This window comes from Candidatus Thiodiazotropha endolucinida (assembly GCF_001715975.1).
In the GTDB taxonomy this organism is placed as follows: domain Bacteria; phylum Pseudomonadota; class Gammaproteobacteria; order Chromatiales; family Chromatiaceae; genus Thiodiazotropha; species Thiodiazotropha endolucinida.
Genome location: NZ_MARB01000003.1, coordinates 170,900 through 194,840 on the forward strand (window position 1 = coordinate 170,900; position 23,941 = coordinate 194,840).

Consider the following 23,941-nt stretch of genomic DNA (forward strand, 5'->3'; position numbering starts at 1 on the left):
CTCCTCCAAATCTGGGGCCGGCTTAACCCGAACTGAATAAAATATTATAATACGGCTTCTACTCATGGACAGAGCAGGCATGCGCTGCCCCCCGACGACTATCAACCGCGCATTCTGCACAAGTGTTGCATGCGCCCGTGGTTGGTATTTGAAAATGATGTAACTATACGATCATAGGATTGTGAGAAAAGTATGGGCAACAGTATCATGCTGGTGGATAGCTCCAGTGCCGCTCGCGAAGTACTCACCCGGCGGCTGCAGACAGCCATGCCTGAGATCATTATCACCAGCTGTGCCAGCGCCAGCAAGGCCCTGGAACTCATTGAACAAGACCGCTATTCATTGATAACCACCGCCTTACTGCTTCCTGACATGGACGGTTTGGATTTCTGTCGCAGCATCCGCTCCAGTAAGCGTAATCGCTATACTCCCGTCATCGTTGTCTCCTCTGATGCCGATCAGCGTCTGCTGCACGAAGGCTTTAATGCGGGCGTCACCGATTATTTTGACAAAGCTCTCGGCTTCAAGGCCTTCGGACAGTTCATCAAATCATTCATGGAAAGGAACCCCGATCTCTGTGGCCGCATCCTGTACATCGAGGACAGCAAGACTGCCGCCACCGTTACCCGACAGATTATGGAACAGCACGGCATGGAAGTCCTGCACGTCACCTCTGTGGAAGAGGCCCAATCCCTGCTCGAAAGCGCCCGTACTCAACGTGTAAAAGGTTTTGACCTGGTAATCACCGACTTCCACCTGAAGGGTGAAATGACCGGTGGCGACCTGCTCTATTTCCTGCGGGTACGCATGCACTACTCTCCGCAGGAACTGCCGGTACTGGTAACAACCGGCAACGATGAGACGCATACCCAGGTGGAGGTCTTCAATGCCGGTGCCAACGACTTCGTCATCAAACCCCTGGTGGAAGAGGTTGTCATGGCTCGGATACGCTCATTGTTGCTAGTCAAATATCAGTATGACGCCCTGCTTCGTCAAACGCTGGACATGGAGAGGATAGCCACCACAGACGCCCTCACAGGCACTCGCAACCGACGCTATCTGGTGGACGAAGGCCAGCGATTTCTCTCCAGTTTCGAAAACGGCTGGGTAATGATTATCGATCTGGACCACTTCAAGCGCATCAACGATACCAATGGCCACCTGATGGGCGACAAGGTGCTGATGGCACTGGGCAAACTGCTGAACCGCCGCTTTAATGACAGTTTACCCGTCCGTTTTGGCGGTGAGGAATTTGTCGTCATCGCCCATGGTCCCGAAATACCGGCCCGGGCCGAAGATCTGCGTATGGCAGTGGAGAAGCTCAATCCTGTCGGCATCGAGGTCACGGTGAGCATCGGTCTTGCTTGTGTGGACGACCATCCCGGCGACGACCTCAATACCCTTCTCGGCCATGCCGACAAGGCCCTTTACGCGGCCAAGAACTACGGGCGCAACCAGGCCTATGTCAATAGCCGCGGTGATTGCGTTAAACCGGCTGCACAAGAGATTCGATTTTAAAGTGTAGGATCAGGGCAGGTTATACTGATCATATGCATTGCCGCTTCGCCCATCCGCCAGGGACAGAACGATGAACGTCGTCGGCATCGATGGTTGTCGCCGAGGCTGGTTTTTCGCTCAACTCTTTGACTCGGCACGATTCAGGCTTGGCGTGGTCGAGCACTTGCAGGCACTACGCAACACCATCATTGCTTCCGATCTCACCTTGATCGATATACCGGTTGGCCTGAAATCGTTTGGTGAGGAAGAACGAAAGTGTGATCGTGAAGCAAGAAAGTTACTGGGTCCAAGGGCATCGAGTGTCTTCCCTGTCCCCTGTCGTCAGGTGCTCGATTGTAAGAGCTACCAGGCGGGGAGCGCCGTCAACCATTCGGTGACCGGTAGAAAGCTATCGCGACAGAGTTGGGGGATCGTAGCAAAGATCGCTGAGGCGGACCGGCTGATACGTGATCTACCCGATCCCGGAAAATTGAGAGAGATGCACCCGGAAGTCTGTTTTTGTACGCTCAATAACGGCCAGCCAATGGCCCACAACAAGAAGAAGCCAGCGGGTCAATCGGAACGGTTTTCACTTCTCAAACGCCATCTTCCCCACATCCAAACGATCGTGGACGAAGCACGTCATGGCTGGAGAAAAAGGGATCTCGCAGATGATGACATCCTGGACGCACTGGTTGGCGCGGTAAGCGCATCATATGCAGAAAGACTTGTCTCTTTACCCACTATGACAGAAAAGGACGAATTCGGATTGAACATGGAGATCGTGTTTATATACTGCAATATATGTCTCAACGACTGATCATGCATATCGACCTGGATGCATTCTTTGCATCCATCGAGCAGCGAGACCACCCTGAGTATCAGGGACGCCCGCTGGTCGTGGGCGCGAAACCGGGCAAGCGCGGCGTGGTCGCCACCTGTTCCTATGAGGCCCGGCGCTATGGCGTACGCTCGGCCATGCCGATCAGCGAGGCTGTCCGTCGGTTGCCGCCGGAGACGGTCTATCTGCGTCCCAGCATGACCCGTTATGGCGAGGTTTCGCGACAGATCATGCAGGCCCTGGAGGGTATCTCCCCGGCAGTGGAGAAGGTCTCCGTGGACGAGGCCTTCCTGGATATCTCTGGCATGCAGCGCCTGATCGGCCCCCCTGAGGTCATCGGACGCCGCGCCAAGTCGGTTATCCTGGAGGGTGTGGGATTGACCGCATCGGTTGGTATCGGACCCAATCGTCTAATCGCCAAGCTTGCCTCCGACTTCCGGAAACCCGATGGCCTCACCATCGTACTGGCGGATCAAGTGCAAGCCTTCCTCGATCCCCAACCCCTGACCATACTGCGTGGATTGGGTGCGAAGAGCGCCCCGGTCCTTCAACGTATCGGCCTGCGAACAGTGGCCGATGTGCGTCGTCTATCCCTGCTGGAATTGAGGCGCCACCTGGGCGACCTCGCCGGCACTAAAATACACGAGCAGGCTCATGGCATCGCCTCGGACAGAGTTCACCTCGACAGTGAGCGCAAATCAATCTCCAAAGAGACCACCTTCAACGAAGACATCACCGATCCGGAGATAGTGCGTGATACCTTGCACTGGGCGGCACAGGAGGTGGGCTACATCGCCCGCCAGGAGGGCCGCAGGGGGAGTATTGTGACCGTCAAAATCCGCTTTCAAGGATTCGAGACCCATACCCGAAGTCGGACCCTGACGACGCCGACATCGACGGACAAGGAGATCTTCCAACAGGCATGGGAGCTCTATCAGTCCGAACAATGGGTCGGACGACCGGTGCGACTGGTAGGTCTGGGTGTCAGTGGCTGGGCTAGCGATGCCGCCAAGGCTGCGGAGCAGGCTGACCTGTTTGATGAGATAACGGCTGACCACGCCCCCAAACAGGAGCGTCTGTACCAAACCATGGATGCGGTGAGCGATAAGTTCGGCAGGAAATCGGTACGGTTTGGGGTTCGGCGTCGCAAGGAGTAGTAGGCAGAACGATTATATCATCGACGATCTTGTTCATTATCAATCAGCAACTAATCAACTGACACCAGCCATTGTCAGATTTGCAACAATCCACTTTTGCATTCAGAGAAACAATTAAAAAATTAGTCGAATTGCTATAAACACAGAAATCCTCTGCGCTGACAGATTCGCTTGTTGGCAAATCTGTCAGGGAGGATTATTAGATTGTTAAATCGAGTTGTTGTCGCAGTTAGTGGTATAGATAGCGATAACCCTGTCTTTGGTTATACGCAGATTCTCCACCGCCAACGGCAGGCTTTCAGGAATAGCGGTCTCAACACGCTGCGCTGGATAGGGATTATTGTTCTTACCCATTAAATAGACAGTGTCGCTCAACACCGCTTGCAGAGACCAGAAGGTTCCCTTGGTATCGACGCCCTTGGCATTCATGTCATGGATCGCCTGATTGATATTATCCAAGCGATACACACGTCCATCATCCTCGTTATAGAGGATATGCTCATTACCCTCGGCATCTACGCCCACGATCTTGTTCACAATGACCAGTGTTTCATCCAAACTCTCCGAAGAGATCTCAGTCATTCCATTGATTGATGTGGCCGCATCATCCGCTGATACGGTTAAAGGTAAATATAATAGGGATAGCGCCATAACGGAAGACGCAAAATACCGTACAATTGTATTCATCTCAAACCTCCAGAGTTATAAAAACTCAATAAACGACTTGTAAAAATTCAAGCCCTAATAAACCATAAAAGGGCCGGAAAACCGTCCTGACCAATGAAAAAACCCTCAACAGCTCGGGCATTTACTTGTCCATTTGTACCAGCAATCACACCTCTTGCCAGAGTTTGCCCCCTGAGCGCTATTTAGTGACAAAGCGCATCTCCTGAGGCAGTCGTAAATCTTTAAAGTTGAAACTAGTACCCCATTATTAATCTAAACTTAAACACCCATGATCACTCATCAAAAATGTGATCCAGTGATTATTACTTAATTAAACGTTAAGACGTCTCGCAACGCTTATGCGTTTTCAGCACCGCAAGGATGCGCCACCACCTTTTCACGTTGCAAGCGATCTCATATACACAACACCGGGTACGCTGTTTTCTGTCACAGTAGTTTGAAAATGCCGGAGACGGCATGAATCAGGACTTCATAAAGAATTAACGAGCCAACTGATGCGACGTGTCATTTTTCCTGGCTTGATTTATAGTGCCTGCAGGCCAGAACAAAATCCTGTTAAAGAGGGCACAAAATGGGGAATCATCTATTACCGGGGATAAAAGATGCGATCAGCATCACAGCCTGCCTACCTTTGCTCCAGGCTTGTACGGGTATAGGCGGAGTTTCGGGTGACATGCCGCTTAATGTTGATACTGAACCCAGTGGAGCCACCGTCTATGTGATGGGAAAAGCGATCGGTGAAACGCCGATCTCAATCCCGCAACAGCAAATCTACCCTGTGGGTTACGACGTCAAAAAAGAGCCGATGTACGGTACACTGTTGATCAGAAAGTCGGGTTGCCAGGATCTTAGAAGACGCATCCGTTACCAGGAATTCAACACCGGGTTGTCGATCGAACTCAACTGCAGCGGAACCCAGTCAAGCGCCGGTAATCAGGCCTCCCAACCTGCCAAGGCAACAACACCTTCAGTTATTTCACAACAAAACAGACCACCAGCAGCCAAAAACATGGAGGTGGAGCAAAAGCATCAATCCGCTACTCAACAGAGTCCCACTCCACGGCATACACCAAAGGTTGAAAAAATCGAAACCGGTAAACAACCGGCGAATAATACGGTTAAACAACGCCTGATTCGCATCGATGACCTCAGGCGGGAGGGCTTGATTACGGAAGAGGAGTATCAACAAGCCCGGAAAAAAATTCTCGACACATTGTAAACGGTAAAAAAAAGCCGCTGCCTTTTGGCAGCGGCCCTACCCAATTCACACTATTTGTTTTCTAGTAGGTTGATAACAAACGCAGATAACTGACCACTCCTTCAATTTCCGCCTTTGTGAGCATGTCCTTCCAGCCGGGCATCAGCGATTTACCCGGTGTTCCATTGGTCACGATCTCAACCATGTGGGAGTTGGGGTGCTTGTTCATTTCAGCACTGTCGGTATGGTCCTTCGGTTGCAGATTCAGCACGGCTGCCAGCGGTCCGTCCCCTTTACCCGTGCGGCCGTGACAGGCGGCGCAATTATTGTCATATACACGCTTCCCCACAATAGGATCACCCAATAGGGGGTGCTTGGACCTCTGCAGAAAACGGATGTAGGCGACCAGGGAATTGATCTGATTACCCGGCATGGCCAACCCCCACTGCGGCATGGCGCTGGCACCGGAACCGTGCTTGATAGTGCCCTGTATCATGCCAAACAGCTCTCGGTCAGATTTTTCCGCCGCGCCGTTATCTCCATCGGTCAAGTCGTCAGGCGCCACGTCGAGTTTTTTTGCCAGAGGTCCATTGCCCTTGCCATCTGTTCCATGACAGAGAAAACAAGACTGATTATAAAGAGTATAGCCCTGATAGGTATCACCCGCGTAAGCAGGGAGTGAAATCAATCCGAATGCGCTAACCAACGCTGCGAATCCAGCCATTCTAGTAACAATTCTGTTCATGAGTTAATCCTCACTTGGTTCTGTACTGCAATCCACATGCAGCCGAGGCGACTGAGAAGTCGATTCGTTTTTCGATTTGTGTGCATGCTGTCCATTAATAGCCGGCAAAGAGTTGGAACAACCATTTGCTGTCACGATCATTGTCGCGTGCATCCACACCATCACCACTCTCTTTCACATAGAAGAGTTCAAAACGAATATTTTGAGAGAACAGATAGTTTATGCCGACTGTGGTGGAATTGAATTCAGAATCCTCATCCGAACCGTCGTCGAGAGCGCGATAGGCAGCGAAGACATTGGCTTTGTTGGGCAGGATACCCAGTTGAGCAAGAATACCGAACGCCTCGCCATCATCGGTGTTTGTGCAGCCTTCCAGAAAATGGGACTCATCGGCGGAGCAACTGCCGAAACTGGCATAGATGCCCAATGGCATACTACCCACACTGCCCTGTATCTGGCCATCCACGACCCAGCCGTCGGTTGCAATCAGGGTCTCGCCACCTGCGCCATCGGCGACTTCCGCATCCCCCGACCAGAGCTGAAAGCCAAACCCGGTATCCCAGGATCCGATAAACGGAGTGTAGGCAGCGCGCAGGTAGTGAGCCAGCCCGGACGGCTTGACTTCCACGTTATTCTCTTCCCAACCCGGCACCCATGGGGTGTAGTTGATGAAAAAGTTATGACTCGAGGCAACAAGCGCAATACCGGTCGCCTCGCCACTGCCCAAACCCAGCGCCTGGGCGGCACTGAAGCCTGTACGATCCTCGATCGGCCGCTGTGAGCGCTGAGCGCCGGTATTCAATAACTCAAATCCGTATGCCGATCCCAGGCCATCGGTGGAGAAAGGTATGACACTGAATTGGGTACCTCCTGCCTTACCCACGTTGAAATGGACTTTGGTTGAGAGGAACGAGTTGGCATCGGTCAATCCCAGCTCCATGAGAAAGCCGGCATCCTTGGCCAGCTTACCCCCCACCAGGAGAGCCGCTTCGTCCGGCCACTCGATAACACCATAGTCACTGCCGACATTGGTGTTGCCGTTACTCTTTACATAACGCAGCTTGGTTATAACCGATGCGTTCAACATCAACGGCAGGGAGATATCATCGCCCTCGATCATGCCCTGACCACCGGTCAGTGTGTAGCCACCCGCCCTGAATGATCTGCCGAACGAGTTGAGTGTTGGAAAGTGTTGAAAATGGCAGGCCGTACAGGGCATGCTTGTCTGGCGTGCGAAAGCGGGCACTGCATCCGCCGGTTGCGGAAGCACCAGGCTCCCTATCAGTATCAACATCCCCATTGCATAGCCATGCAACATCGTGAGTCTATTAGTCATACGCTTCTCCAGAATGTGAAAGCTAAATTTAACTCAGTCGTTTGTTACTGCTTTGCGGTCATTCCGAACACGACAGCGGCTAGCGCCACCGATTTTCCCATAACCAGTCAACGACCCCATTTCGCTGGATGCCGCGTGAAAAGCGACCTCACGCAATACCGCATCCAAGTAATCATGGTGAAGGGTGGTCAATTATTTGACTTAACCGGAAGGTGGTGACAGAGTGCGGCCGGCAGAATGCCTACGAAGCCGGCCGTACTTAGCACCATGCCTACACGATTGGCGTTATTGTTATATCCAGCGTGGCGTACAAACCTGCCAATGAACCGGTCTCCCTTGAGATATCGGAGTCAAGCCCCATCCAGCTTGAAGAGCGAACACACCAAAATCCCAAAAAGAACCCCTTAAAAACCCGATTCAATAGCAGAAGAGCCTGCACGCCTACCGGTCACCCCATCCATTCTCCAATTTTTCTTTTACTGAAAGCTATGATTCGTGTAGCACCCTCAGTTAGAGATCGAAATCTCTTAGTTTTTTTCGACTTATGTTAATTCTTAAGACTCCCTTCGCGCTAACATTACCCTATGGTTGTTATGTTTATTATGGGTAGTTACCCTACTTTTTCATGTAAGTAATTACCCACATTGTGGTTGTGAAATTGCTGGGGTGATCACCTGCATGACCGGACAAAGTCATAATATTTCACACTCTGAACTGGACTGGCACCTGCTCTTCGGAGACCATTGCCAGTGGAGATCGATGCGGTTTGCTGCGCAAACTTGTTGCTGGAGTACCGTTTTCACATGACAGGCTGAAATCCGAAACCAGATGACCCAAATACCCATTATCGCTGCCCTGTTGAAATACGCTGACCGACTGAAGTTCCGTCAGCTGTTTCTGGTGACCGCTTCGCTGTTTGTCATCGATCTGTTGATACCCGACCTGATCCCTTTCGCAGACGAGCTGCTGTTGGGGCTATTGACACTACTGTTCGGTTCGTGGCGAAAACCCGAGCCGCAAGAACCAACACCGATTGAACATACGGAACAGGGTCCGCAATGATGAACGAAGGAAAAAACAGAGTGATTCAGACACGCCGCCGGTATTCCGGATCAGAAGCCCATGCATTTGCCAAGCTGACCACCTGTACTGCTCTGCTGCTGCTTCTCCAGATCCTTTCCGGTTGCGCCTCCCTGCAGACCCAGGAGGAGAAAATCCGGGTAACCATTGCCGACTTGAAGCCGCTTGAGTCGACTCTCATGGAGCAGCGCTATCTGGTCAAAATCCGCCTGCAAAACCGCTCCAAAGAGGAGCTGAATATCGACGGCATGAGTTTCGACCTGGATCTGAACGGCAAACGGTTCGCCTCGGGCGTCAGTAATCAGGTAGCCACCGTTCAGGGTTTCAGCGAATCCATACTCGAAGTTAAGTTGAGCAGTACGGTGTTCGGCCTGATCAAACAGTTCGGCGCGCTTCAGGATCGCCAGAACGGGACCTTCGATTATCAGATAAGCGGCAGCCTGAGCACACCGGACAGCATGCTGTCCCTTCCCTTTAACGAGCAAGGCGAGATCAACCTGTTACCGACCACCGTCGTGCCTTCGAAAAAAAGTCATTAGCGCCCCCAGGGCTCTGTCAGGCTCACTCACCTCTGTTACCCGCTTATCCGACAAATGAATGCGAGGCACGCTTTCTAAGGTTGGCTTGTTGTCAGTCAACTCATCTCCCCCATGGCCGGTTATACTTCCAGAAGGGAGAGGTGAGCTGCTTTGATTTACGCGTGGCGCCTGCACTCTCTGAGTTGATTATTCAGGCTTCAAGGAGTGATGAAAGTCTTGTCCCCACCGAACCCAGCAACGCAACAGACGATTACCCTGCGGGGCCGCTCGCTTACCAAGACGTACCACACCGGCGCGGTGGACGTACACGCCTTGCGTGGGGTGGATATATCCCTGTATGAGGGTGAACTGGTGGTATTGCTGGGCCCTTCCGGCAGCGGCAAATCGACCCTGCTGAATATTCTGGGCGGTCTCGATACCCCGAGCAGCGGAGAGGTGAGCTTTCGCGATCTGGATGTCACTTCAGGGGATGAGTCACTGCTTACCCGTTACCGGCGTGATCACGTCGGGTTCGTGTTTCAGTTCTACAATCTCATACCAAGCCTTACGGCACGCGAGAATGTGGCCCTGGTGACCGAGATCGCGATCGACCCCATGGCGCCTGCGGAGGCGCTTTCACTGGTCGGACTGGGTGAAAGGCTCGATCACTTCCCGGCGCAGCTCTCCGGCGGCGAACAGCAACGGGTGGCCATCGCCCGGGCCATCGCCAAGCGCCCCGATATCCTGTTGTGTGATGAACCTACCGGTGCCCTGGACAGCCATACCGGAATCCTCGTGCTCGAAGCCATTGAGCGGGTCAACAGAGAACTGGGCACGACCACGGCGGTAATTACCCACAATACCGTGATCGGCAACATGGCCGACCGGGTGCTTCACTTCGGTGATGGCCAGGTCATCAACAGTGTCAGCAATACCAGCCGCCAGCCGGCAAGGGAGCTGAGTTGGTGACATCATGCGCGCATTGAATCTGAAACTGCTGCGTAACCTGTGGAAACTGCGCGGTCAGGTACTGGCGATTGCTGTGGTGATCGCCTCGGGCGTGGCGGTACTGGTGATGTCTCTCTCCGCCCAGCAGGCCCTGCAGGATACCGCAGCCGCCTACTACGAGCGACAACGCTTTGCAGAAGTCTTCAGCAACGTGAAACGTGCCCCGCTTAGACTGGTCGAACGCATCAGTACAATCCCCGGTGTGCGCTCGGTTGAAGCGCGCATCAAGCAGTTCGCCACACTCTCCATCGAGGGATTTGAAGAGCCGGTGATCGGTCATCTGGTCTCCATCCCTGAACAGGGCGAGCCCCGCTTGAATCGACTGGTGATGCGTAGCGGACGCCTGGTCGCGCCTGGTCATCCCGACGAGGCAGTGCTCAGCGAACCTTTCGCCGAGGCACACGACCTGCAGCCAGGGGACCAGTTCCAGGCGCTGATGAACGGTAATCAACGCACCCTCACGGTGGTTGGTATCGCCCTTTCCCCGGAATTCATCTACGCCATCGGGCCCGGAGCCCTGACCCCCGACGATATGCGCTACGGCATCATATGGCTCGGTCAGGAAGCGATGGCAGCCGCCTACGACCTCGACGGCGCCTTCAACGACTTGAGCCTCGGTCTGCTTCACGACACCAATCCCGAACAGGTAATCGAACGACTCGACCGCCTGCTCGAACGCTACGGCAGCCAGGGTGCGATTGCACGCAAGGACCAGATCTCAAACTGGTTTCTGATGAACGAAATCGAACAGTTGAAAAACATGTCGACGATCCTGCCGACCATCTTTCTCGCCGTGGCCGCCTTCCTCAGCAATATGGTATTGAGCCGGCTCATCGCCACCGACCGCAGCGAGATCGGTTTGATGAAGGCCTTTGGTTACAGTAACTGGCAGGTGGGCTGGCACTACACCAAGCTGGTGATGGCGATGGCCAGTGTCGGGATCCTGCTGGGTTGGCTCCTCGGCGCCTGGCTGGGACGGGTCAACACTGAGCTCTACGCGGAGTTTTTCCGCTTTCCGTTGCTCATATTCCGACCGGATGCAGGTGTTTTCGCCATCGGTGCCATCGTCAGCCTGATCGCTGCCCTGGCAGGCAGTCTGGGTTCGGTGCGCCACGCCGCGACCCTGCCTCCGGCCGAGGCGATGCTGCCGCCTGCCCCCCCGATGTTCCGCAAGACCGCACTCTCCAAAAGCCGTGCCGGACACTGGCTGGACCAGCCGACCCGGATCATCCTGAGACAGATTTTCCGATCACCGATCCGGGCCTTGCTCACCAGCTTGGGTATCGCCCTGTCGGTGGCGGTGATGGTGATGGCCCTGCAGTGGATCGATTCCATCGAAAAGATCGTCCAGGTCTACTTTCACGATGCCCAGCGACAGAGCATGACAGTAGGTCTGGTGGAGACCCAGTCGGACACCGTCCTGAACGAGTTCCGGCGCATGCCCGGGGTGTTGGCTGCCGAGCCGATGCGTGCCGTCAGCGCCGATTTCCTGGTCGGTCATCGCAGCCATCGGGGCGCCATAGAGGGTGTACTGCCGAACCCACATCTGCAGCGAGTTTACGATGCCGGAGGGGAGGTACTCCAAGTGCCGCCGGACGGCCTGATTTTCTCAACCAGACTGGCGTCGAAACTGGGCGTGGGGATAGGCGACACCGTGCGGGTCGAGGTGCTGCAGGATCGTCGTCCCAAGCGGGAAATCCCAGTGGTGGACCTGTTTGAAACCTACATGGGCACCCCCGCCTATATGCATATTCAAGCCCTGAACCGTTTGATGGATCAACGGCCCAGCCTGGAAGCGGTCAATCTGCTGGTGGACAAGCATCAGCTCTCTTCCCTCTACCAACGCTTGAAATCACTCCCCAAGGTTTCGGCAGTGGTACTGAAGGACGCGGCAGTGAAGGAGTTCAACGACACCATGGCCGAAACCATCATGATCTATATCACCTTCTTCGCCGCTTTTGCCTGCGCGTTGGGTTTCGGTGTGGTCTATAACAGCACCCGCATCGCCCTGTCCGAACGCGGGCGTGAACTGGCTACGCTGAGAGTGCTGGGATTTCATCGCGGCGAGATCTCCTACATCCTTTTGGGCGAGGCGGCATTGCTGATCCTGGTCGGACTGCCCTTGGGCTGTTTCGTGGGGCACGGCCTGGGTTGGGTGATGACCAGCGCCATGGACTCCGAACTCTACCGCATACCCCTGGTCATCAAGGCCGCCACCGACGCAACAGCGGTCCTGGTCACCCTCGGCGCCACCGCCATTTCGGCAGCAGTGGTCAGACGCAGGCTTGACCATCTCGATCTGATTGCAGTACTGAAGACACGTGAGTGAGAGACATGAACGCATATTGGAAACGCATATTGTTATGGAGCCTGCTAGGCCTGATCCTGATGGGCACACTGGTATGGGCCTTCATCCCCAAACCGATCCCGGTGGATCTGCTCACCCTGAGCCCCGGCGAACTGATGGTGACTGTGGATGAAGAGGGTGAGACCCGGGTAGAGGACGTGTTCGTGTTGTCGGCACCGATCAGCGGCAGAGCAATGCGTATCGATGCGGAAGTAGGCGATGAAGTCATTGCGGCAGAGACCCTGATAGCGGAAATCGAGCCCATCGACCCGACCCTGCTCGATCCCCGTAGCGAAGCCCAGGCCAGGGCTGATATCCGTGCGGCCGAAGCGAACCTGATACTTGCCGAAGCGACAGTTAAGGAAGCCAGGGTTGAACTCGCGTTCGCCCTCAGTGAACTGAAACGGGCACGCAGCCTGCGCCAGGAGGCCGTGATCTCGGAACGGGAACTGGAGGCGGCGGAGCGCACCCACCAGACCCGCCAGGCGGCATTGGAAACCGCCGTCGCCACCCGCCAGGCACGCCAGGCGGAACTGGAAAGGGCACGGGCACAACTGATCTCCCCCGTCGAGACACGGAACAACTCTGAGGCGTGCCAATGTGTACCGATCAAGGCGCCTGTGAATGGCCGAATCCTGAAGATCCTACACAAGAGCGAGGGGGTGGTAAACGCCGGCGAACCGCTGGTGGAGATAGGCGATCCCACCGAACTGGAGATCGTGGCAGACCTGCTCTCTTCAGATGCGGTCAAGGTTCAAACCGGACAACCGGTGATTATAGAAAACTGGGGTGGTGAAACCGATCTGGCGGGCAAAGTGCGCCGGGTGGAACCCTTCGGTTTCACCAAGGTCTCGGCCCTGGGCATCGAAGAGCAGCGGGTGAATGTGATCATCGATTTCACCTCCCCAAAGGAAGCGTGGTCGCGCATCGCCCATGGCTATCAGGTTGATGTGCGCATTGTCCTGTGGCACGGCGGCGATGTGCTCAAACTGCCCTTAACCGCCTTGTTCAGGAATGGCGACGAGTGGGCGGTATTCGTGGAGCATGAAGGCAAGGCCAGCCAGCGCCGGGTCACACTGGGAAGGCGTACCGGCTTGGAGGCGGAGGTCCTTTCAGGACTCTCAACCGGTGAACGCGTGGTTGTGCACCCTGGCGACAAGATTGCGGAGGGAATCGAAATCGAGGCCAGGAACTAAAGGCCGTTCGCGTCAACGGCACCAGGGTTCATCCCGACCACTGATACAAGCAGATCGATTCATAGACAGACTACCCAGCATCATTAGACACGGGGGAGGTGTAAACAGGAGACAGACAAATCAACCATGGAGAGACACTTAAAAACCAGCGGACTGTTCCAAGGCCGTCACCCACTCCGTCGATTGCCCGCCGACTCCAATGCAGCGTGCCCTGCCGTTGGATTTGGCGGTATACATGCGATGATCCGCCAATTCTACCTGGGATTTCCAGTCTTTTAATCTGTCCTGCTGAACTTCAGCTATTCCAATGCTGGCGGTGACGGGCGAGCCATCCGGTCGATTACCGAGACCGGCCAGCATGATCCGTGTAATGACATCGTTTGCCTCTTTATGATCGGCAGTGGGGAGTACGACAATGAATTCTTCACCACCCCAGCGAATGACACTATCCCCTTTTCTCACCGTATCACGAATCTGCTGGGAGGCGACTCTCAATACGGTATCACCCGTATCATGGCCGTAGGTGTCGTTGATTGCCTTGAAATTATCCAGATCAAAATAGAGGATGGAGAGGGGTTTTTCACTCATCAGCGCCAGACGAAACTGCAATTCGAGTATCTCGATGCCGGCACGACGGGAGAGCATGCCTGTCAGGATATCGTAACTGGCATGACTGACCTGGGACAGCATGTAGCGAAGCTGAGTCATTGAGGCAAACAGACCGACACCCAGCAACAGTATCAGCAGCCAGAGCGTTGAGACGGCTTCGGCAATCTCAGCCGGGTTCTCCGGATAGACGGAGTAAACCACCACCAGGAAGATCGGCACGGCATAGCTGAGAAACTCAGATATTGCCAATGGAAACAGTGTCAGACCAGCCACCATGACAAAAGGTAGCAGGGCATAGACTTCCGCCAGTATCGTGGCCGTTCCGCCAAGCTGTTGGTCTGCAATGATCTGATCCGAGAGGAGGTAGAAGAGTGGTGTTATCGCCAACATGGCGGCAAGCAGCATGCGGGCCAGCATGAGATCGGGTTCTCTGCGGGTTTGCCAGGCGATGACTGCGAAGCTGGCGGCAGCCAGTAAACGGATCAGCAACAACTCGCTCCACAGCGCCTGGGGCAGATAGAGGATATCGATTACCGACCAGGCGGGGACCAATACCGCAAAAATCACACTGAAGAAAAAAACGCGACTCTGCATGACCGCGGCACGATGACGGGAGATGGGCATTCCGTGCTGTTTGGTGCTGATTAACTCATAGAGCTGATCCGTGGTGTAAATTCCTAATGACTCGATCAGTGATATATACATCTTTACTAAGTACTTCATGTCTGCTGCATCCCTACCGCATCCCTATATCTTCCGGCATCAATGTGGACGTAAATATAGCGCTCAATGTAACTGATAATTAACAATCAATTGAGTAAACCGTGATCCAGGTCAATTACCGCACACTGCACCATTCTCAAACCTGCCCACAGCCTGAGGAGCGGGTATGGATCCGGACAATACAATTCTCTGCTGCCGTTCGAGTTTCCGTTGCAATCTGAAACAGTTGTCTCTTCTCCGGTGACTGACTATGTTTATAAGACTACTGCCTGTTTCACATGGCAACTGCAGCGGATCAATCACACTATTTCGATAGTCGGTTGAGACTGAGCGCCATCAGGAAATCATGCCATAACCTTATATCCGGCATTAGTACTAAATCAGGGAGATAGGAATGGATAACCTGGCAAGGAATTTTTCGATCTACTTTTATCCCCGTTACGCAGCAACACACCACCAAAGGCGTTTCAGCTATAGCATTCGCTATCAGGTCTATGCCGAGGAACTGGGCTGGGAACCGTTGAATGAGCGTCGTCTCGAACGTGATGAATGTGACAACTACGCACATCACTGCCTATTGGAGCACAAACGGACGGGGGATATCGCCGGTTGCGTACGCCTGGTAGTACCACCGGCCGGTAACAGGCAGGCCCACCTGCCCTTTCAGCTCCACGACATCGATATCACAAGGAGCGATAATCTGAGTCACCTTACCCAGAGCAAAGTTGGGGAGATATCACGCCTGGCGGTCCCGAGTTGTTTTCGCCGGCGGGCCAATGAGACCGGTAAACCTTTTATTCTCGGCAGTCATAATCCTACACTCTTTACCAAGGAAGAACGGCGCAATTTCCCCAACATCTCCATCGGTCTCTATCTTTCAGCCATCGCCATGGTGGATATCTGCAAGCTCGATTTCGCCCTGGTGGTGATGGAACCGAGATTGCAACGCCATCTGAAACGTTATGGATTGATGTTCAGGCAGATCAGCTCCACCTTTGAGCTGAAAGGCGAACGAGCGCTGTATGAGTTGCCACGCAGTGAACTGACATGTCACATGAACCCCCAAATCTTATCGCTATACGATTTAATACATGGTGAATTGGATAGCCAGCCATGGCAGGGAAAATCGCAAATGGACGATCGGCAGTACAATGATCCAGTTTGATTTCCATAAGGCATTTTCACGTACCACCGGCTGGGTAACGGAGTCGGAGCTGCAGCGACTGCGTAACTCCCGAGTCGCCATTGCCGGACTGGGAGGGGTGGGGGGCAGCCATCTTTTGACCCTGACCCGGCTTGGCGTGGGGGGCTTCAATCTGGCTGACTTCGATACCTTTGCAATCGAGAATTTCAATCGCCAGGCTGGCGCCAACCTGACAACGATTGGCCGACCCAAGCTCGATGTACTGCTGGAAATGGCCCTGTCGATCAATCCCGAGCTCGATATCAATAAGTTCCAGCGGGGAGTGGAACCTGCCCGGGCAGAGCACTTTCTCAGTGATTGTGATCTCTATCTGGATGGACTTGATTTCTTTGCCCTAGAAGCGAGACGGGCTCTTTTTTCCGCCTGCGATCGAATGAAGATCCCTGCAGTCACCGCTGCACCTCTGGGGATGGGATCGGCATTGCTCAATTTTTTGCCTGGTGGAATGAACTTTGAAGCGTACTTTCAGCTGGAAGGAAAAGGCGAGTATCAGCAATATCTGCACTTTCTCGTCGGCCTGGCGCCAGCCGCCCTTCACGCCACCTCTCTGGTATTACCCGAACGGATTGACCTGGCGGCCAAAAAGGGGCCTTCCACACCAATGGGATGCGAATTGTGCGCGGGCCTTGCCGCAACCCAGGTATTGAAAATCCTACTCGGTAGAGGGAAGGTCCTGGCCGCACCATGGGGTCTCCAGTTCGATGCTTACCAAAACCGATTACGCCGTACTTGGCGACCCGGCGGGAATCGCCACCCCCTGCAACGCCTTGCCATCTGGTTGGGTGAAAGGCGATTACTGGGATGATGTCATCAAGGGGGGTGTAACATTTTAACCTGTTACATGCCGTGCAGTATGACGAATAAGGCTTTATAACCTTCTGATTTACAAGACCTGAAGCATAATTGACCTGATGGCAGCAAGGAAGTGTATTCATCTTGATACACCTATCATTTGGCTTCCCTGCTTCTATAAATCACCCTATCTATCTGATTTTCAATCGTTAATCACAAATCCATTTTGGTTGGCACTATCCGTGCAACTGAGTAATGCATATAGCGTTCAAATCCCTATGTGGAGGCAAAGGAAATCAATGAAACATCAAGTGTTGGTTAAAGAAATTAACTTCCTTTTAGACACTGTTGAGAAAAAGCGGGATAAACAACGGAAAAAAGTGAAGTGCTATCTTAGCCAAGTCAAAGCGGAGAAACAAAAACTGCGAAAGAAACTGACCAGGGAGAGTTCAGCGGTAAATCGTAAAAAGCTGAAGAAGGAGCTGGATGCTGTAAATAAAGTCTATAGCATGCTCAACGCATAGCGTACTTACACTCACCCCGTCAGCCATAGCATGCCATATACAATGACACCATTTTAAAGGAGTAAAAAAATGCAGTCTGGAGACAATGCCGGAATGGTCAAACCTTCATTCAGTTCTTTTTAATACCAATGCTGTTTATCATCGGCATTTTCCATCGTTGCGATACTGAGCCTGATCTAGGCGGCCAATATCTAAAAACGGGCTGTTACAGGACTCAAAATTAATCAGGGAGAATCGACAGGTTACTCCAGAATGCCGCATTCAGAATCGAACAAAGAAGTCACCCGGATTCAGGAATGTGAACAACCAGGACTGTCGAGTGCATAGTTAATCAGTTTCAATAGCTCGACTAAATATCAATGACCCAAGGTATGAATGAACTCTTCATAGGTCGTATTCTTGCTCTTCAGCACATCCACCAGCCATTGCAAAGATGCATTGGGGGCATCGCGCGCACCGGCCTGCTGCTCGATCCTCAACATCTCCTTGTAGACGGGAATCATGGCTTCGATTCCTTCCCTGCTAGGTTTGCGGCGAACCGAAAAATAGCCGATGGGATTGTTGTTATCGTCGTAATCGACCGTGACATTCGCATAAACCCAATAGAAGTCACCGCTCTTCGCCATATTCTTGACATAGGCAAAGCACTCATTCCCCGACTCGATCACATTCCACAACAGACGAAAGACCCCTCTCGGCATGTCGGGATGACGAATAATATTGTGCTGCACACCAAGCAGTTCCCCTTCATTGTAACCGGCAATCTTCATGAAGATACGGTTCGCGTAGGTTATGCGTCCCTTCAAATCTGTCTTGGAGACGATGAAATCGTGCTCATCCATAAGGATTTCCCGATCGGTCGGCGTGATAGCTCGCTTCATGGCCCCACCCCTGCTAGTTGTGTTTCTCAGAAATCATGGCATCGATACGATCCATCACCTGGTCACTTGCGTGTTCCATCTCCGTGTAAGTGCTTATAATCTTTTTCTGCAGTTGCTGATCCTTTTGCCAATCCTCCGACAGATAGTTGAGTGCTGCATGGCCGTGGCTGTGTACTGCCGAGTGCGGCGTCTCGAGTTGCTTGAAGGTTGGCAGATGGCCGAAGCTCTCCCTGCCAAGACCTTCATAATACCACTTGCCAAGCCGGCAATTTTGGTGATCCACCAGCACGGCCTGAGCATCGGGATTATCGGTTCCCGCATAAAACGATTTGTAGGCCTTCTGCTTGTAGATCATATGGTCCACTTTGATCAGTGAGGCATAGCAGATGTCATGTGCAAAATTGACAGAGACATAGGTCTTTTGTGCCCTGTCTGCGAAGTGATTGAAACTGGTGTTCATCTCCTCCACAGCCTTCTGCACACTGTTTGCCATTTCCAGCATTTCATCGGAATTGGACTGCATCACGGTCGTTTCACCCTGAAAGGTGGTCACCACACTACGAATTTCATCTGTCGCTGTCTTGGTGCTCTCGGCCAGTTTTTTCACCTCGTCCGCCACCACCGCGAAACCACGGCCGTGCTCACCGGCGCGTGCCGCCTCAATGGAGGCGTTCAGGGCCAACAGATTGGTCTTGTCGGCAATCTCGCCGATCATGCCTAGGATGCCGGTTATCTCATCACTCATGGCATTGAGTTTACCCATGGTCTGGTGACTCTGCTCTATCAGGCCAAGGGTTCTGGTCTGGGAATCGACGACATGGGACACCGCCTCTTGATTCTCTTCGGCCTTTTGCATGTTGTCGGTGGCTATGGAAGAGACTTTCTGCATCTCATCGGTAATACGTATAAGATCATTCTGGCTCAACAAAAGATTGCTCATGATCTGACTGGTATTCAGTTCCTGCAACTCGGCCGCCATTTCATTGCGTTTGATATAATTTGCATTTTCCGACATTGCATCCAGTGATTCATTGATACGCGCCAGAGTTTTTTCCAATTCACCATGCAATCCCGTAGGCAAGGTGCGGCGATAATAGCGGCCGTTGGAAACCAGCTCAAAACTGGTCTTGACCTCTCTGAAGAATGTCTCCAACTGATCCAGCGATTCATTCAGGTTCCATGCGATATGCCCGGCTTCCCCCATCCAGGGCACCCTGGTAATGCGAGAAGTGAACTGTCCCTGAAGCATCTCCTGTAATGCCCTTTCGATCTCCTGCATAACGTAGAACGGCATCTTCATCCGATGTCCGACCAGCACGGCAGTTGCGATGGAAAGCAAAGGAAATACCCAGAGCCAGTGTTGATAACCGCCCAGTAACAGGACCGATAGAATGGTCAGCAGGTTCAGGATAACGAAAACCGCTACAAGGACCTTCAGCCTGGTGGCTAAGTACAGACGTTTCATAACTCTTAAACCCTTCCACACTAATGACTTGACACATTAACGTGGTTCGCGAAACACACTACGCCAATCGCAATGGTCTCCCAAAGCTCATTGACAACACCACGCGGCATATCCGGGTGGCGGATGATATTGTGCTGCCTACCCAGCAGTTCACTTTTACAGAGACCGCTGCTACGCATGAAATCCCGTTTTACCTACCTGATTCTCCCTTTAGTACCCGATGTTGATACGATAATGTTATTGTTTTCCAGAACCACTTCATTACCTGAGGGCGGAATATTGCTTTCCATTTCAACCCGCGGAATTTCAACTATTTCCTGCAAGCTGCAGTAATCTATATCGCCTGACTGGACAATAACTTTAAGTTCGCCGGGAGGATGTGAATCCGATCTTCCCTGGAAGCCTATGAATCCGCACCGCCTACCCATTAATGGATACAAATTGGCAGTTGTACATAATTATCAGACAATTACTATAGGATTGTGCCGACAGGTCTGTACCCGGACAGTGTGTGAGCGGGTGGCAGCGACTGATACCAGCCGACCCATTGCAGATGGGCATAACCAAAACGATGACAGGAGGTTGCATGTCCAAATCGACCATACAGAAACTACCCGCATCTCTCCTCGTCTGTCTCAGCCTGATGGCGCCGCAATCCCCACTACAGGCTGAGGGACAGACCCACCACTACGATCATGTGAAATTACACAGCAGTGCTTCGGCTGAAGTTGAGAACGACACCCTGATCGCGGTCCTCTATGCACAGAAGGAAGGGAGTGACCCTGGATCGCTGACTGATAGCGTCAACCGCCTGTTCTCTCAGGCCGTCAGTGAAGCAAAGGGCAGAGAAGGCATCAAGGTGCAGACCCTCGGCTATCAGACTTCGCCAATCTACCGGCAGCAGAGTCTGACTGGCTGGCGTGTACGCCAATCGATCCGCCTGCAGAGTACCCACAGTGACAGGCTGAGTAAACTGCTGAACCAGCTGCAGTCAACCCTGGCTCTGGACTCAATCAGCTATGCAATCTCGCCGGCGCAAAGGGAAAAGGTGGAGGAGTCGCTGACGCTGCAGGCGATCGAAGCCTTCCGCAAACGTGCTGACCTGGTGACGAAACAGTTTGGACGAAACGCATATCGCCTGGTGGAAATATCGATACAGGCATCGGACCGGCCGGTTCAGCCCTTGCGAATGCGCGCCAACATGATGGCCCTGGAGGGAGCATCTGCTGCCCCTACACTCGCTGCGGGAAGTCAGACACTGCGCATCGAGGCCACCGGCACCATTGAGTTGCAGTTAGACCGGTAACATAGATCACTGCGGATTTAATCCTAAGCCTTATAACCAAGCACGACCCCAGGTTATACGACCTATGGTCGGGACAGCGCCGACCGTAAGACCTTCTGCAAAGATGCCTATGTTTTCTCACACTATTTTACATTTACGTAACCTTTTTAACCTTTATTTTTACGACTATCGGCCGCTATAGGCATATCGAATTCAGTAAAACCCGTAGTCGTTAACTTTCTTATCCGAGAATTCTTATGTTTGGCATATCCAACAAGAAAAAGATCTCCCAGTTACAACAGCAACTGGAAGAGAAGATCAATCAGGTCGAATTGCAGGCCGCACAAATCTCCACACTCCAGGAAGAGAATGCACAATTGCGTCAACGGATTGAAGAGGAATCAAAAGAGCTGCATCTACAACAACAGTTAATGGGAAATTTTTCCACCTTGAGTGATTCTTTCAGTGAGCTTCAGCACTCTTTGATGCATACAGCCACGAACATGAAAGATGAAAAGGTGAATGCCATCCGCGGTTCTGAGATTTCAACCCAGGCAATCGCCAGTGTCGAGGTCATGCACAGTGAAATCGACAGTGTCACCCAGATCTCCCAAGAGAGTTCGGAAAGCGTTGATAAACTGGGTACGATTGCCGATAACATCAGTAATTTCGTCAGTATCATTCAGGGCATATCGGAACAGACCAACCTGCTGGCATTGAATGCGGCAATCGAGGCTGCGCGTGCTGGTGAGATGGGAAGGGGATTTGCCGTGGTTGCCGATGAAGTTCGCAGCCTGGCAGGGCGTACACGGGAGGCTACAACGGAAATCGCCGCATTGGTTGACACCATCACGCTAGAGACGAAGAAATCGATGGACACCATGTCATCGATGATGGATGTAACCCACAGTTTTAAGACTCAGGTCTCTGATTCCATCTCAACCATCAAACAGCAATTCGACCTTTCAAAATCGATGGAGGAGACCATCTCCTCAACCTCACTGCGGACCTTCGTGGAGCTGGCGAAGTTCGATCATCTGGTTTTCAAGTTCAGCATCTACAAGGCCTTTCTCGGTCTGGCCGAGCTCCCCTCCGATGCCCTCTCCGATCACAGGAGTTGCCGCCTGGGCCAGTGGTATTATAACGGCGAAGGGGTCTCTTGTTTCTCCAACCTTCCCGGTTATCGTGAAATCGAAGCGCCTCATCAGGATGTTCACAAATACGGCAAACAGGCCCTGATCCATCTTGAAAGCGGGGATAAGCAGGCCAGCATCAACAACATCAGCATGATGGAAGAGGCCAGTATGCAGGTCATATCGAACCTTGAGGGACTGGCACAGTCTGGCGAGTCCAATGCGCATATCCTGTGCGCGGATGATGCACAATGAAAGAGACGGCTATGGCAGACGCCTGAGAAGACCGTTACAGATCACGACAAAATGGTTGGCTCGAGCTTTGATGTCTCGACTTTCGAGAGGGCCTCGGCCCTCTCGATCATTTTTTCCACAATGGCATAGATGCCGACATGCCTGCTCGGACTCAGATGCTCCTGCAGCTTAAGTCGCGTGAAGAGAGCGTCCACGTCCAACTCATGAATTTCACTCAAGGTACGATGGGACAGCAGGTCTATCAAAAGCGCCAGCACACCTTTGATGATCGCGGTATCACAGTCGCCGATGAAATAGATCAGCGCCGGATTGTCTTCATCCCGATGCGCTGAGACGTGAACGGTGCTCATACAGGGCTTTACCCAGTTCTCTTCCACCTTCAAAACATCCGGCATGGCGGGCAACGCCTCTCCCAGTTCTATAAGATATTGATAACGCCCGTCCCAATCGTCGAAAAATTCAAAATTTTCCACGATCTCATCGATTTCACTCATCCCGCTCTCCAGACCTTGAGGCAGCTGATTACACACTGAAAGACTCACCACAACCACACTCATCCTTGATATTCGGATTGATAAAATCGAAACCCTCATTGAGCATATTCGCTTTGACATAATCAACTGTCATACCGTCGAGCATCGGCAGGCTCTCACTATCGACAACGATTTTTACGCCATGGGATTCGAACAATCGATCATCCTCTCCCACCTGTACCGCATAGTCGACCACATAAGCGAAACCGGTACAGCCGCTCTTTCTGGTACCCAGACGCAATCCAATTGCGCCATCTCTACGAGACAGCATCGATTTGACATGCCCGGCGGCGCTCTCAGTCAGTTGAATTGCCATAACACACCTCTAATTAAGGCAAACAAAGTGTTGAAACGGACCCTGGTTGCCCACTCTACTCAGCCATTTGACAAGCGACTTTCTACAATTTTGAGTTTTGAATTTATGTAAAAAACAAGCGCAGCTCTATCAACTCAAAACTGAACACCAAAAAACTCAAAACTTATCACCGGCTTTTACGAGCCAAACCATCTCTTACCAATAACTACCCTGCCGCATAATCAGTAAGGATTCTTAAAGTAGTCCCAGCTGAAATTTAGCTTCATCACTCATCCTCTCCTGGTTCCAGGGAGGCTGCCACACCAACCTTATGGTGGCATCGGTCACGCCCGGCACTGCATCGATCACTCTGCCGACCTCGTGTGGCAGAGTGCCCGCTACCGGACAGGCGGGTGCCGTGAGGGTCATATCGACTTCGACCTTGCCCTCGGCATCCACTTCCAGTCGATAGATCAATCCCAGATCGTAGATATTGACCGGTATCTCAGGATCGTAAACAGTGCACAGGGCCTCTATCAACGCATCCCGTGTGGGTCGCGTTCTGCTGCCGGCTTCGTTGATTTGCAGTCCACTCATCTGCCAATACCGTCATTCATCGTTTCTGTGCGAAA

The 23,941-nt window shown here is 52.7% G+C and carries 23 protein-coding genes and 1 pseudogene; 14 read left to right on the forward strand and 10 right to left on the reverse strand.

Going from position 1 to position 23,941, the window contains the following annotated elements; genetic code table 11:
* The first annotated feature begins 192 nt into the window (after window positions 1–192).
* From CODIS_RS03440 to dinB, 3 genes are all read left to right on the forward strand, one after another.
* On the forward strand, window positions 193–1,518 hold the full coding sequence (locus CODIS_RS03440) for a response regulator (protein ID WP_069121327.1): 1,326 nt from the start codon (window positions 193–195) through the stop codon (window positions 1,516–1,518).
* Between the two features lie 70 nt (window positions 1,519–1,588).
* On the forward strand, window positions 1,589–2,317 hold the full coding sequence (locus tag CODIS_RS03445) for a DUF429 domain-containing protein (RefSeq protein WP_069121328.1): 729 nt from the start codon (window positions 1,589–1,591) through the stop codon (window positions 2,315–2,317).
* A complete protein-coding gene (dinB, locus tag CODIS_RS03450; RefSeq protein ID WP_083220527.1) occupies window positions 2,302–3,495 on the forward strand; it encodes a DNA polymerase IV in 1,194 nt (397 codons plus the stop codon). The genes CODIS_RS03445 and dinB overlap by 16 nt, the downstream gene beginning before the upstream one ends.
* 207 nt (window positions 3,496–3,702) lie before the next feature.
* Here the strand turns inward: dinB and CODIS_RS03455 are convergent, their stop codons facing one another.
* A complete protein-coding gene (locus CODIS_RS03455) occupies window positions 3,703–4,077 on the reverse strand; it encodes a hypothetical protein (protein WP_069121329.1) in 375 nt (124 codons plus the stop codon).
* Between the two features lie 778 nt (window positions 4,078–4,855).
* On the opposite strand from CODIS_RS03455, the gene CODIS_RS03460 reads away from it, so the two are divergent.
* On the forward strand, window positions 4,856–5,401 hold the full coding sequence (locus CODIS_RS03460) for a PEGA domain-containing protein (protein ID WP_162420117.1): 546 nt from the start codon (window positions 4,856–4,858) through the stop codon (window positions 5,399–5,401).
* 61 nt (window positions 5,402–5,462) lie between these two features.
* Here the strand turns inward: CODIS_RS03460 and CODIS_RS03465 are convergent, their stop codons facing one another.
* Complete coding sequence (locus CODIS_RS03465; protein ID WP_083220528.1) at window positions 5,463–6,125, reverse strand: c-type cytochrome; 663 nt, start codon at window positions 6,123–6,125, stop codon at window positions 5,463–5,465.
* Window positions 6,126–6,219: 94 nt separating this feature from the next.
* On the reverse strand, window positions 6,220–7,461 hold the full coding sequence (locus tag CODIS_RS03470; RefSeq protein ID WP_069121332.1) for a hypothetical protein: 1,242 nt from the start codon (window positions 7,459–7,461) through the stop codon (window positions 6,220–6,222).
* An 828-nt stretch (window positions 7,462–8,289) separates the two neighbouring features.
* Here CODIS_RS03470 and CODIS_RS03475 point away from each other — a divergent pair.
* From CODIS_RS03475 to CODIS_RS03495, 5 genes are all read left to right on the forward strand, one after another.
* Window positions 8,290–8,523: a DUF6116 family protein gene (locus CODIS_RS03475; RefSeq protein ID WP_069121333.1), complete on the forward strand. Its 234-nt coding sequence runs from the start codon at window positions 8,290–8,292 to the stop codon at window positions 8,521–8,523.
* A 20-nt stretch (window positions 8,524–8,543) separates the two neighbouring features.
* Window positions 8,544–9,080: an LEA/WHy family protein gene (locus tag CODIS_RS03480; RefSeq protein WP_162420118.1), complete on the forward strand. Its 537-nt coding sequence runs from the start codon at window positions 8,544–8,546 to the stop codon at window positions 9,078–9,080.
* A gap of 207 nt (window positions 9,081–9,287) precedes the next feature.
* The gene (locus CODIS_RS03485) at window positions 9,288–10,028 is read left to right on the forward strand and encodes an ABC transporter ATP-binding protein (protein WP_069121335.1); all 741 of its coding nucleotides are present in this window, start codon (window positions 9,288–9,290) and stop codon (window positions 10,026–10,028) included.
* 4 nt (window positions 10,029–10,032) lie between these two features.
* A complete protein-coding gene (locus tag CODIS_RS03490) occupies window positions 10,033–12,396 on the forward strand; it encodes an ABC transporter permease (RefSeq protein WP_069121336.1) in 2,364 nt (787 codons plus the stop codon).
* Window positions 12,397–12,401: 5 nt separating this feature from the next.
* Complete coding sequence (locus tag CODIS_RS03495) at window positions 12,402–13,610, forward strand: efflux RND transporter periplasmic adaptor subunit (RefSeq protein WP_069121337.1); 1,209 nt, start codon at window positions 12,402–12,404, stop codon at window positions 13,608–13,610.
* 138 nt (window positions 13,611–13,748) lie between these two features.
* On the opposite strand, the gene CODIS_RS03500 is transcribed toward CODIS_RS03495, so the two are convergent.
* A complete protein-coding gene (locus CODIS_RS03500) occupies window positions 13,749–14,942 on the reverse strand; it encodes a GGDEF domain-containing protein (RefSeq protein ID WP_083220530.1) in 1,194 nt (397 codons plus the stop codon).
* 394 nt (window positions 14,943–15,336) lie between these two features.
* On the opposite strand from CODIS_RS03500, the gene CODIS_RS03505 reads away from it, so the two are divergent.
* The 3 genes from CODIS_RS03505 to CODIS_RS03515 all read left to right on the forward strand — a co-directional run bounded on the left by CODIS_RS03505 (window position 15,337) and on the right by CODIS_RS03515 (window position 17,462).
* Window positions 15,337–16,107 carry a PEP-CTERM/exosortase system-associated acyltransferase gene (locus tag CODIS_RS03505; protein WP_069121339.1) on the forward strand — a complete coding sequence of 257 codons (771 nt, stop codon included), beginning with the start codon at window positions 15,337–15,339 and terminating at the stop codon, window positions 16,105–16,107.
* Complete coding sequence (locus CODIS_RS03510) at window positions 16,094–16,951, forward strand: ThiF family adenylyltransferase (RefSeq protein WP_069121340.1); 858 nt, start codon at window positions 16,094–16,096, stop codon at window positions 16,949–16,951. The genes CODIS_RS03505 and CODIS_RS03510 overlap by 14 nt, the downstream gene beginning before the upstream one ends.
* A 286-nt stretch (window positions 16,952–17,237) precedes the next feature.
* Window positions 17,238–17,462, forward strand: coding sequence for a hypothetical protein (locus CODIS_RS03515; protein ID WP_069121341.1), 225 nt, complete (start codon window positions 17,238–17,240; stop codon window positions 17,460–17,462).
* A 356-nt stretch (window positions 17,463–17,818) separates the two neighbouring features.
* Here the strand turns inward: CODIS_RS03515 and CODIS_RS03520 are convergent, their stop codons facing one another.
* The 3 genes and pseudogenes from CODIS_RS03520 to CODIS_RS21800 all read right to left on the reverse strand — a co-directional run.
* Window positions 17,819–18,343, reverse strand: a complete 525-nt coding sequence (locus CODIS_RS03520) for a PAS domain-containing protein (protein WP_069121342.1) — start codon at window positions 18,341–18,343, stop codon at window positions 17,819–17,821.
* Window positions 18,344–18,356: 13 nt separating this feature from the next.
* Window positions 18,357–18,845, reverse strand: a complete 489-nt coding sequence (locus CODIS_RS21690) for a CZB domain-containing protein (protein WP_417903650.1) — start codon at window positions 18,843–18,845, stop codon at window positions 18,357–18,359.
* Window positions 18,822–19,070: pseudogene (locus tag CODIS_RS21800) on the reverse strand (methyl-accepting chemotaxis protein); the annotation flags it as partial. The pseudogene CODIS_RS21800 and the gene CODIS_RS21690, both read right to left, overlap by 24 nt.
* Window positions 19,071–20,394: 1,324 nt before the next feature.
* Here CODIS_RS21800 and CODIS_RS03530 point away from each other — a divergent pair.
* A complete protein-coding gene (locus tag CODIS_RS03530; protein ID WP_162420120.1) occupies window positions 20,395–21,114 on the forward strand; it encodes an SIMPL domain-containing protein in 720 nt (239 codons plus the stop codon).
* A 236-nt stretch (window positions 21,115–21,350) separates the two neighbouring features.
* Window positions 21,351–22,481, forward strand: coding sequence for a methyl-accepting chemotaxis protein (locus CODIS_RS03535; RefSeq protein WP_069121344.1), 1,131 nt, complete (start codon window positions 21,351–21,353; stop codon window positions 22,479–22,481).
* A gap of 41 nt (window positions 22,482–22,522) precedes the next feature.
* Here CODIS_RS03535 and CODIS_RS03540 read toward each other — a convergent pair whose 3' ends face one another.
* From CODIS_RS03540 to CODIS_RS03550, 3 genes are all read right to left on the reverse strand, one after another.
* On the reverse strand, window positions 22,523–22,975 hold the full coding sequence (locus CODIS_RS03540) for a SufE family protein (RefSeq protein ID WP_069121345.1): 453 nt from the start codon (window positions 22,973–22,975) through the stop codon (window positions 22,523–22,525).
* 28 nt (window positions 22,976–23,003) lie between these two features.
* Complete coding sequence (locus tag CODIS_RS03545; protein WP_069121346.1) at window positions 23,004–23,330, reverse strand: HesB/IscA family protein; 327 nt, start codon at window positions 23,328–23,330, stop codon at window positions 23,004–23,006.
* Between the two features lie 234 nt (window positions 23,331–23,564).
* Window positions 23,565–23,906, reverse strand: coding sequence for an SUF system Fe-S cluster assembly protein (locus CODIS_RS03550; RefSeq protein WP_069121347.1), 342 nt, complete (start codon window positions 23,904–23,906; stop codon window positions 23,565–23,567).
* Between the last annotated feature and the right edge of the window lie 35 nt (window positions 23,907–23,941).

Bases quoted from the DNA above. Each gene is read 5' to 3' on its own strand.
- CODIS_RS03495 (WP_069121337.1), top strand. From the start codon at position 12,402: ATGAACGCATATTGGAAACGCATATTGTTATGGAGCCTGCTAGGCCTG.
- CODIS_RS03455 (WP_069121329.1), bottom strand. From the start codon at position 4,077: ATGACTGAGATCTCTTCGGAGAGTTTGGATGAAACACTGGTCATTGTG.
- CODIS_RS03545 (WP_069121346.1), bottom strand. From the start codon at position 23,330: ATGGCAATTCAACTGACTGAGAGCGCCGCCGGGCATGTCAAATCGATG.
- CODIS_RS03520 (WP_069121342.1), bottom strand. From the start codon at position 18,343: ATGAAGCGAGCTATCACGCCGACCGATCGGGAAATCCTTATGGATGAG.
- CODIS_RS03490 (WP_069121336.1), top strand. From the start codon at position 10,033: ATGCGCGCATTGAATCTGAAACTGCTGCGTAACCTGTGGAAACTGCGC.
- CODIS_RS03500 (WP_083220530.1), bottom strand. From the start codon at position 14,942: ATGAAGTACTTAGTAAAGATGTATATATCACTGATCGAGTCATTAGGA.
- CODIS_RS03445 (WP_069121328.1), top strand. From the start codon at position 1,589: ATGAACGTCGTCGGCATCGATGGTTGTCGCCGAGGCTGGTTTTTCGCT.
- CODIS_RS03550 (WP_069121347.1), bottom strand. From the start codon at position 23,906: ATGAGTGGACTGCAAATCAACGAAGCCGGCAGCAGAACGCGACCCACA.
- CODIS_RS03510 (WP_069121340.1), top strand. From the start codon at position 16,094: ATGATCCAGTTTGATTTCCATAAGGCATTTTCACGTACCACCGGCTGG.
- CODIS_RS03475 (WP_069121333.1), top strand. From the start codon at position 8,290: ATGACCCAAATACCCATTATCGCTGCCCTGTTGAAATACGCTGACCGA.
- CODIS_RS03465 (WP_083220528.1), bottom strand. From the start codon at position 6,125: ATGAACAGAATTGTTACTAGAATGGCTGGATTCGCAGCGTTGGTTAGC.
- CODIS_RS03505 (WP_069121339.1), top strand. From the start codon at position 15,337: ATGGATAACCTGGCAAGGAATTTTTCGATCTACTTTTATCCCCGTTAC.
- CODIS_RS21690 (WP_417903650.1), bottom strand. From the start codon at position 18,845: ATGCTGGAAATGGCAAACAGTGTGCAGAAGGCTGTGGAGGAGATGAAC.
- CODIS_RS03440 (WP_069121327.1), top strand. From the start codon at position 193: ATGGGCAACAGTATCATGCTGGTGGATAGCTCCAGTGCCGCTCGCGAA.
- CODIS_RS03460 (WP_162420117.1), top strand. From the start codon at position 4,856: ATGCCGCTTAATGTTGATACTGAACCCAGTGGAGCCACCGTCTATGTG.
- CODIS_RS03515 (WP_069121341.1), top strand. From the start codon at position 17,238: ATGAAACATCAAGTGTTGGTTAAAGAAATTAACTTCCTTTTAGACACT.
- CODIS_RS03540 (WP_069121345.1), bottom strand. From the start codon at position 22,975: ATGAGTGAAATCGATGAGATCGTGGAAAATTTTGAATTTTTCGACGAT.
- CODIS_RS03470 (WP_069121332.1), bottom strand. From the start codon at position 7,461: ATGACTAATAGACTCACGATGTTGCATGGCTATGCAATGGGGATGTTG.
- dinB (WP_083220527.1), top strand. From the start codon at position 2,302: ATGTCTCAACGACTGATCATGCATATCGACCTGGATGCATTCTTTGCA.
- CODIS_RS03485 (WP_069121335.1), top strand. From the start codon at position 9,288: ATGAAAGTCTTGTCCCCACCGAACCCAGCAACGCAACAGACGATTACC.
- CODIS_RS03530 (WP_162420120.1), top strand. From the start codon at position 20,395: ATGTCCAAATCGACCATACAGAAACTACCCGCATCTCTCCTCGTCTGT.
- CODIS_RS03535 (WP_069121344.1), top strand. From the start codon at position 21,351: ATGTTTGGCATATCCAACAAGAAAAAGATCTCCCAGTTACAACAGCAA.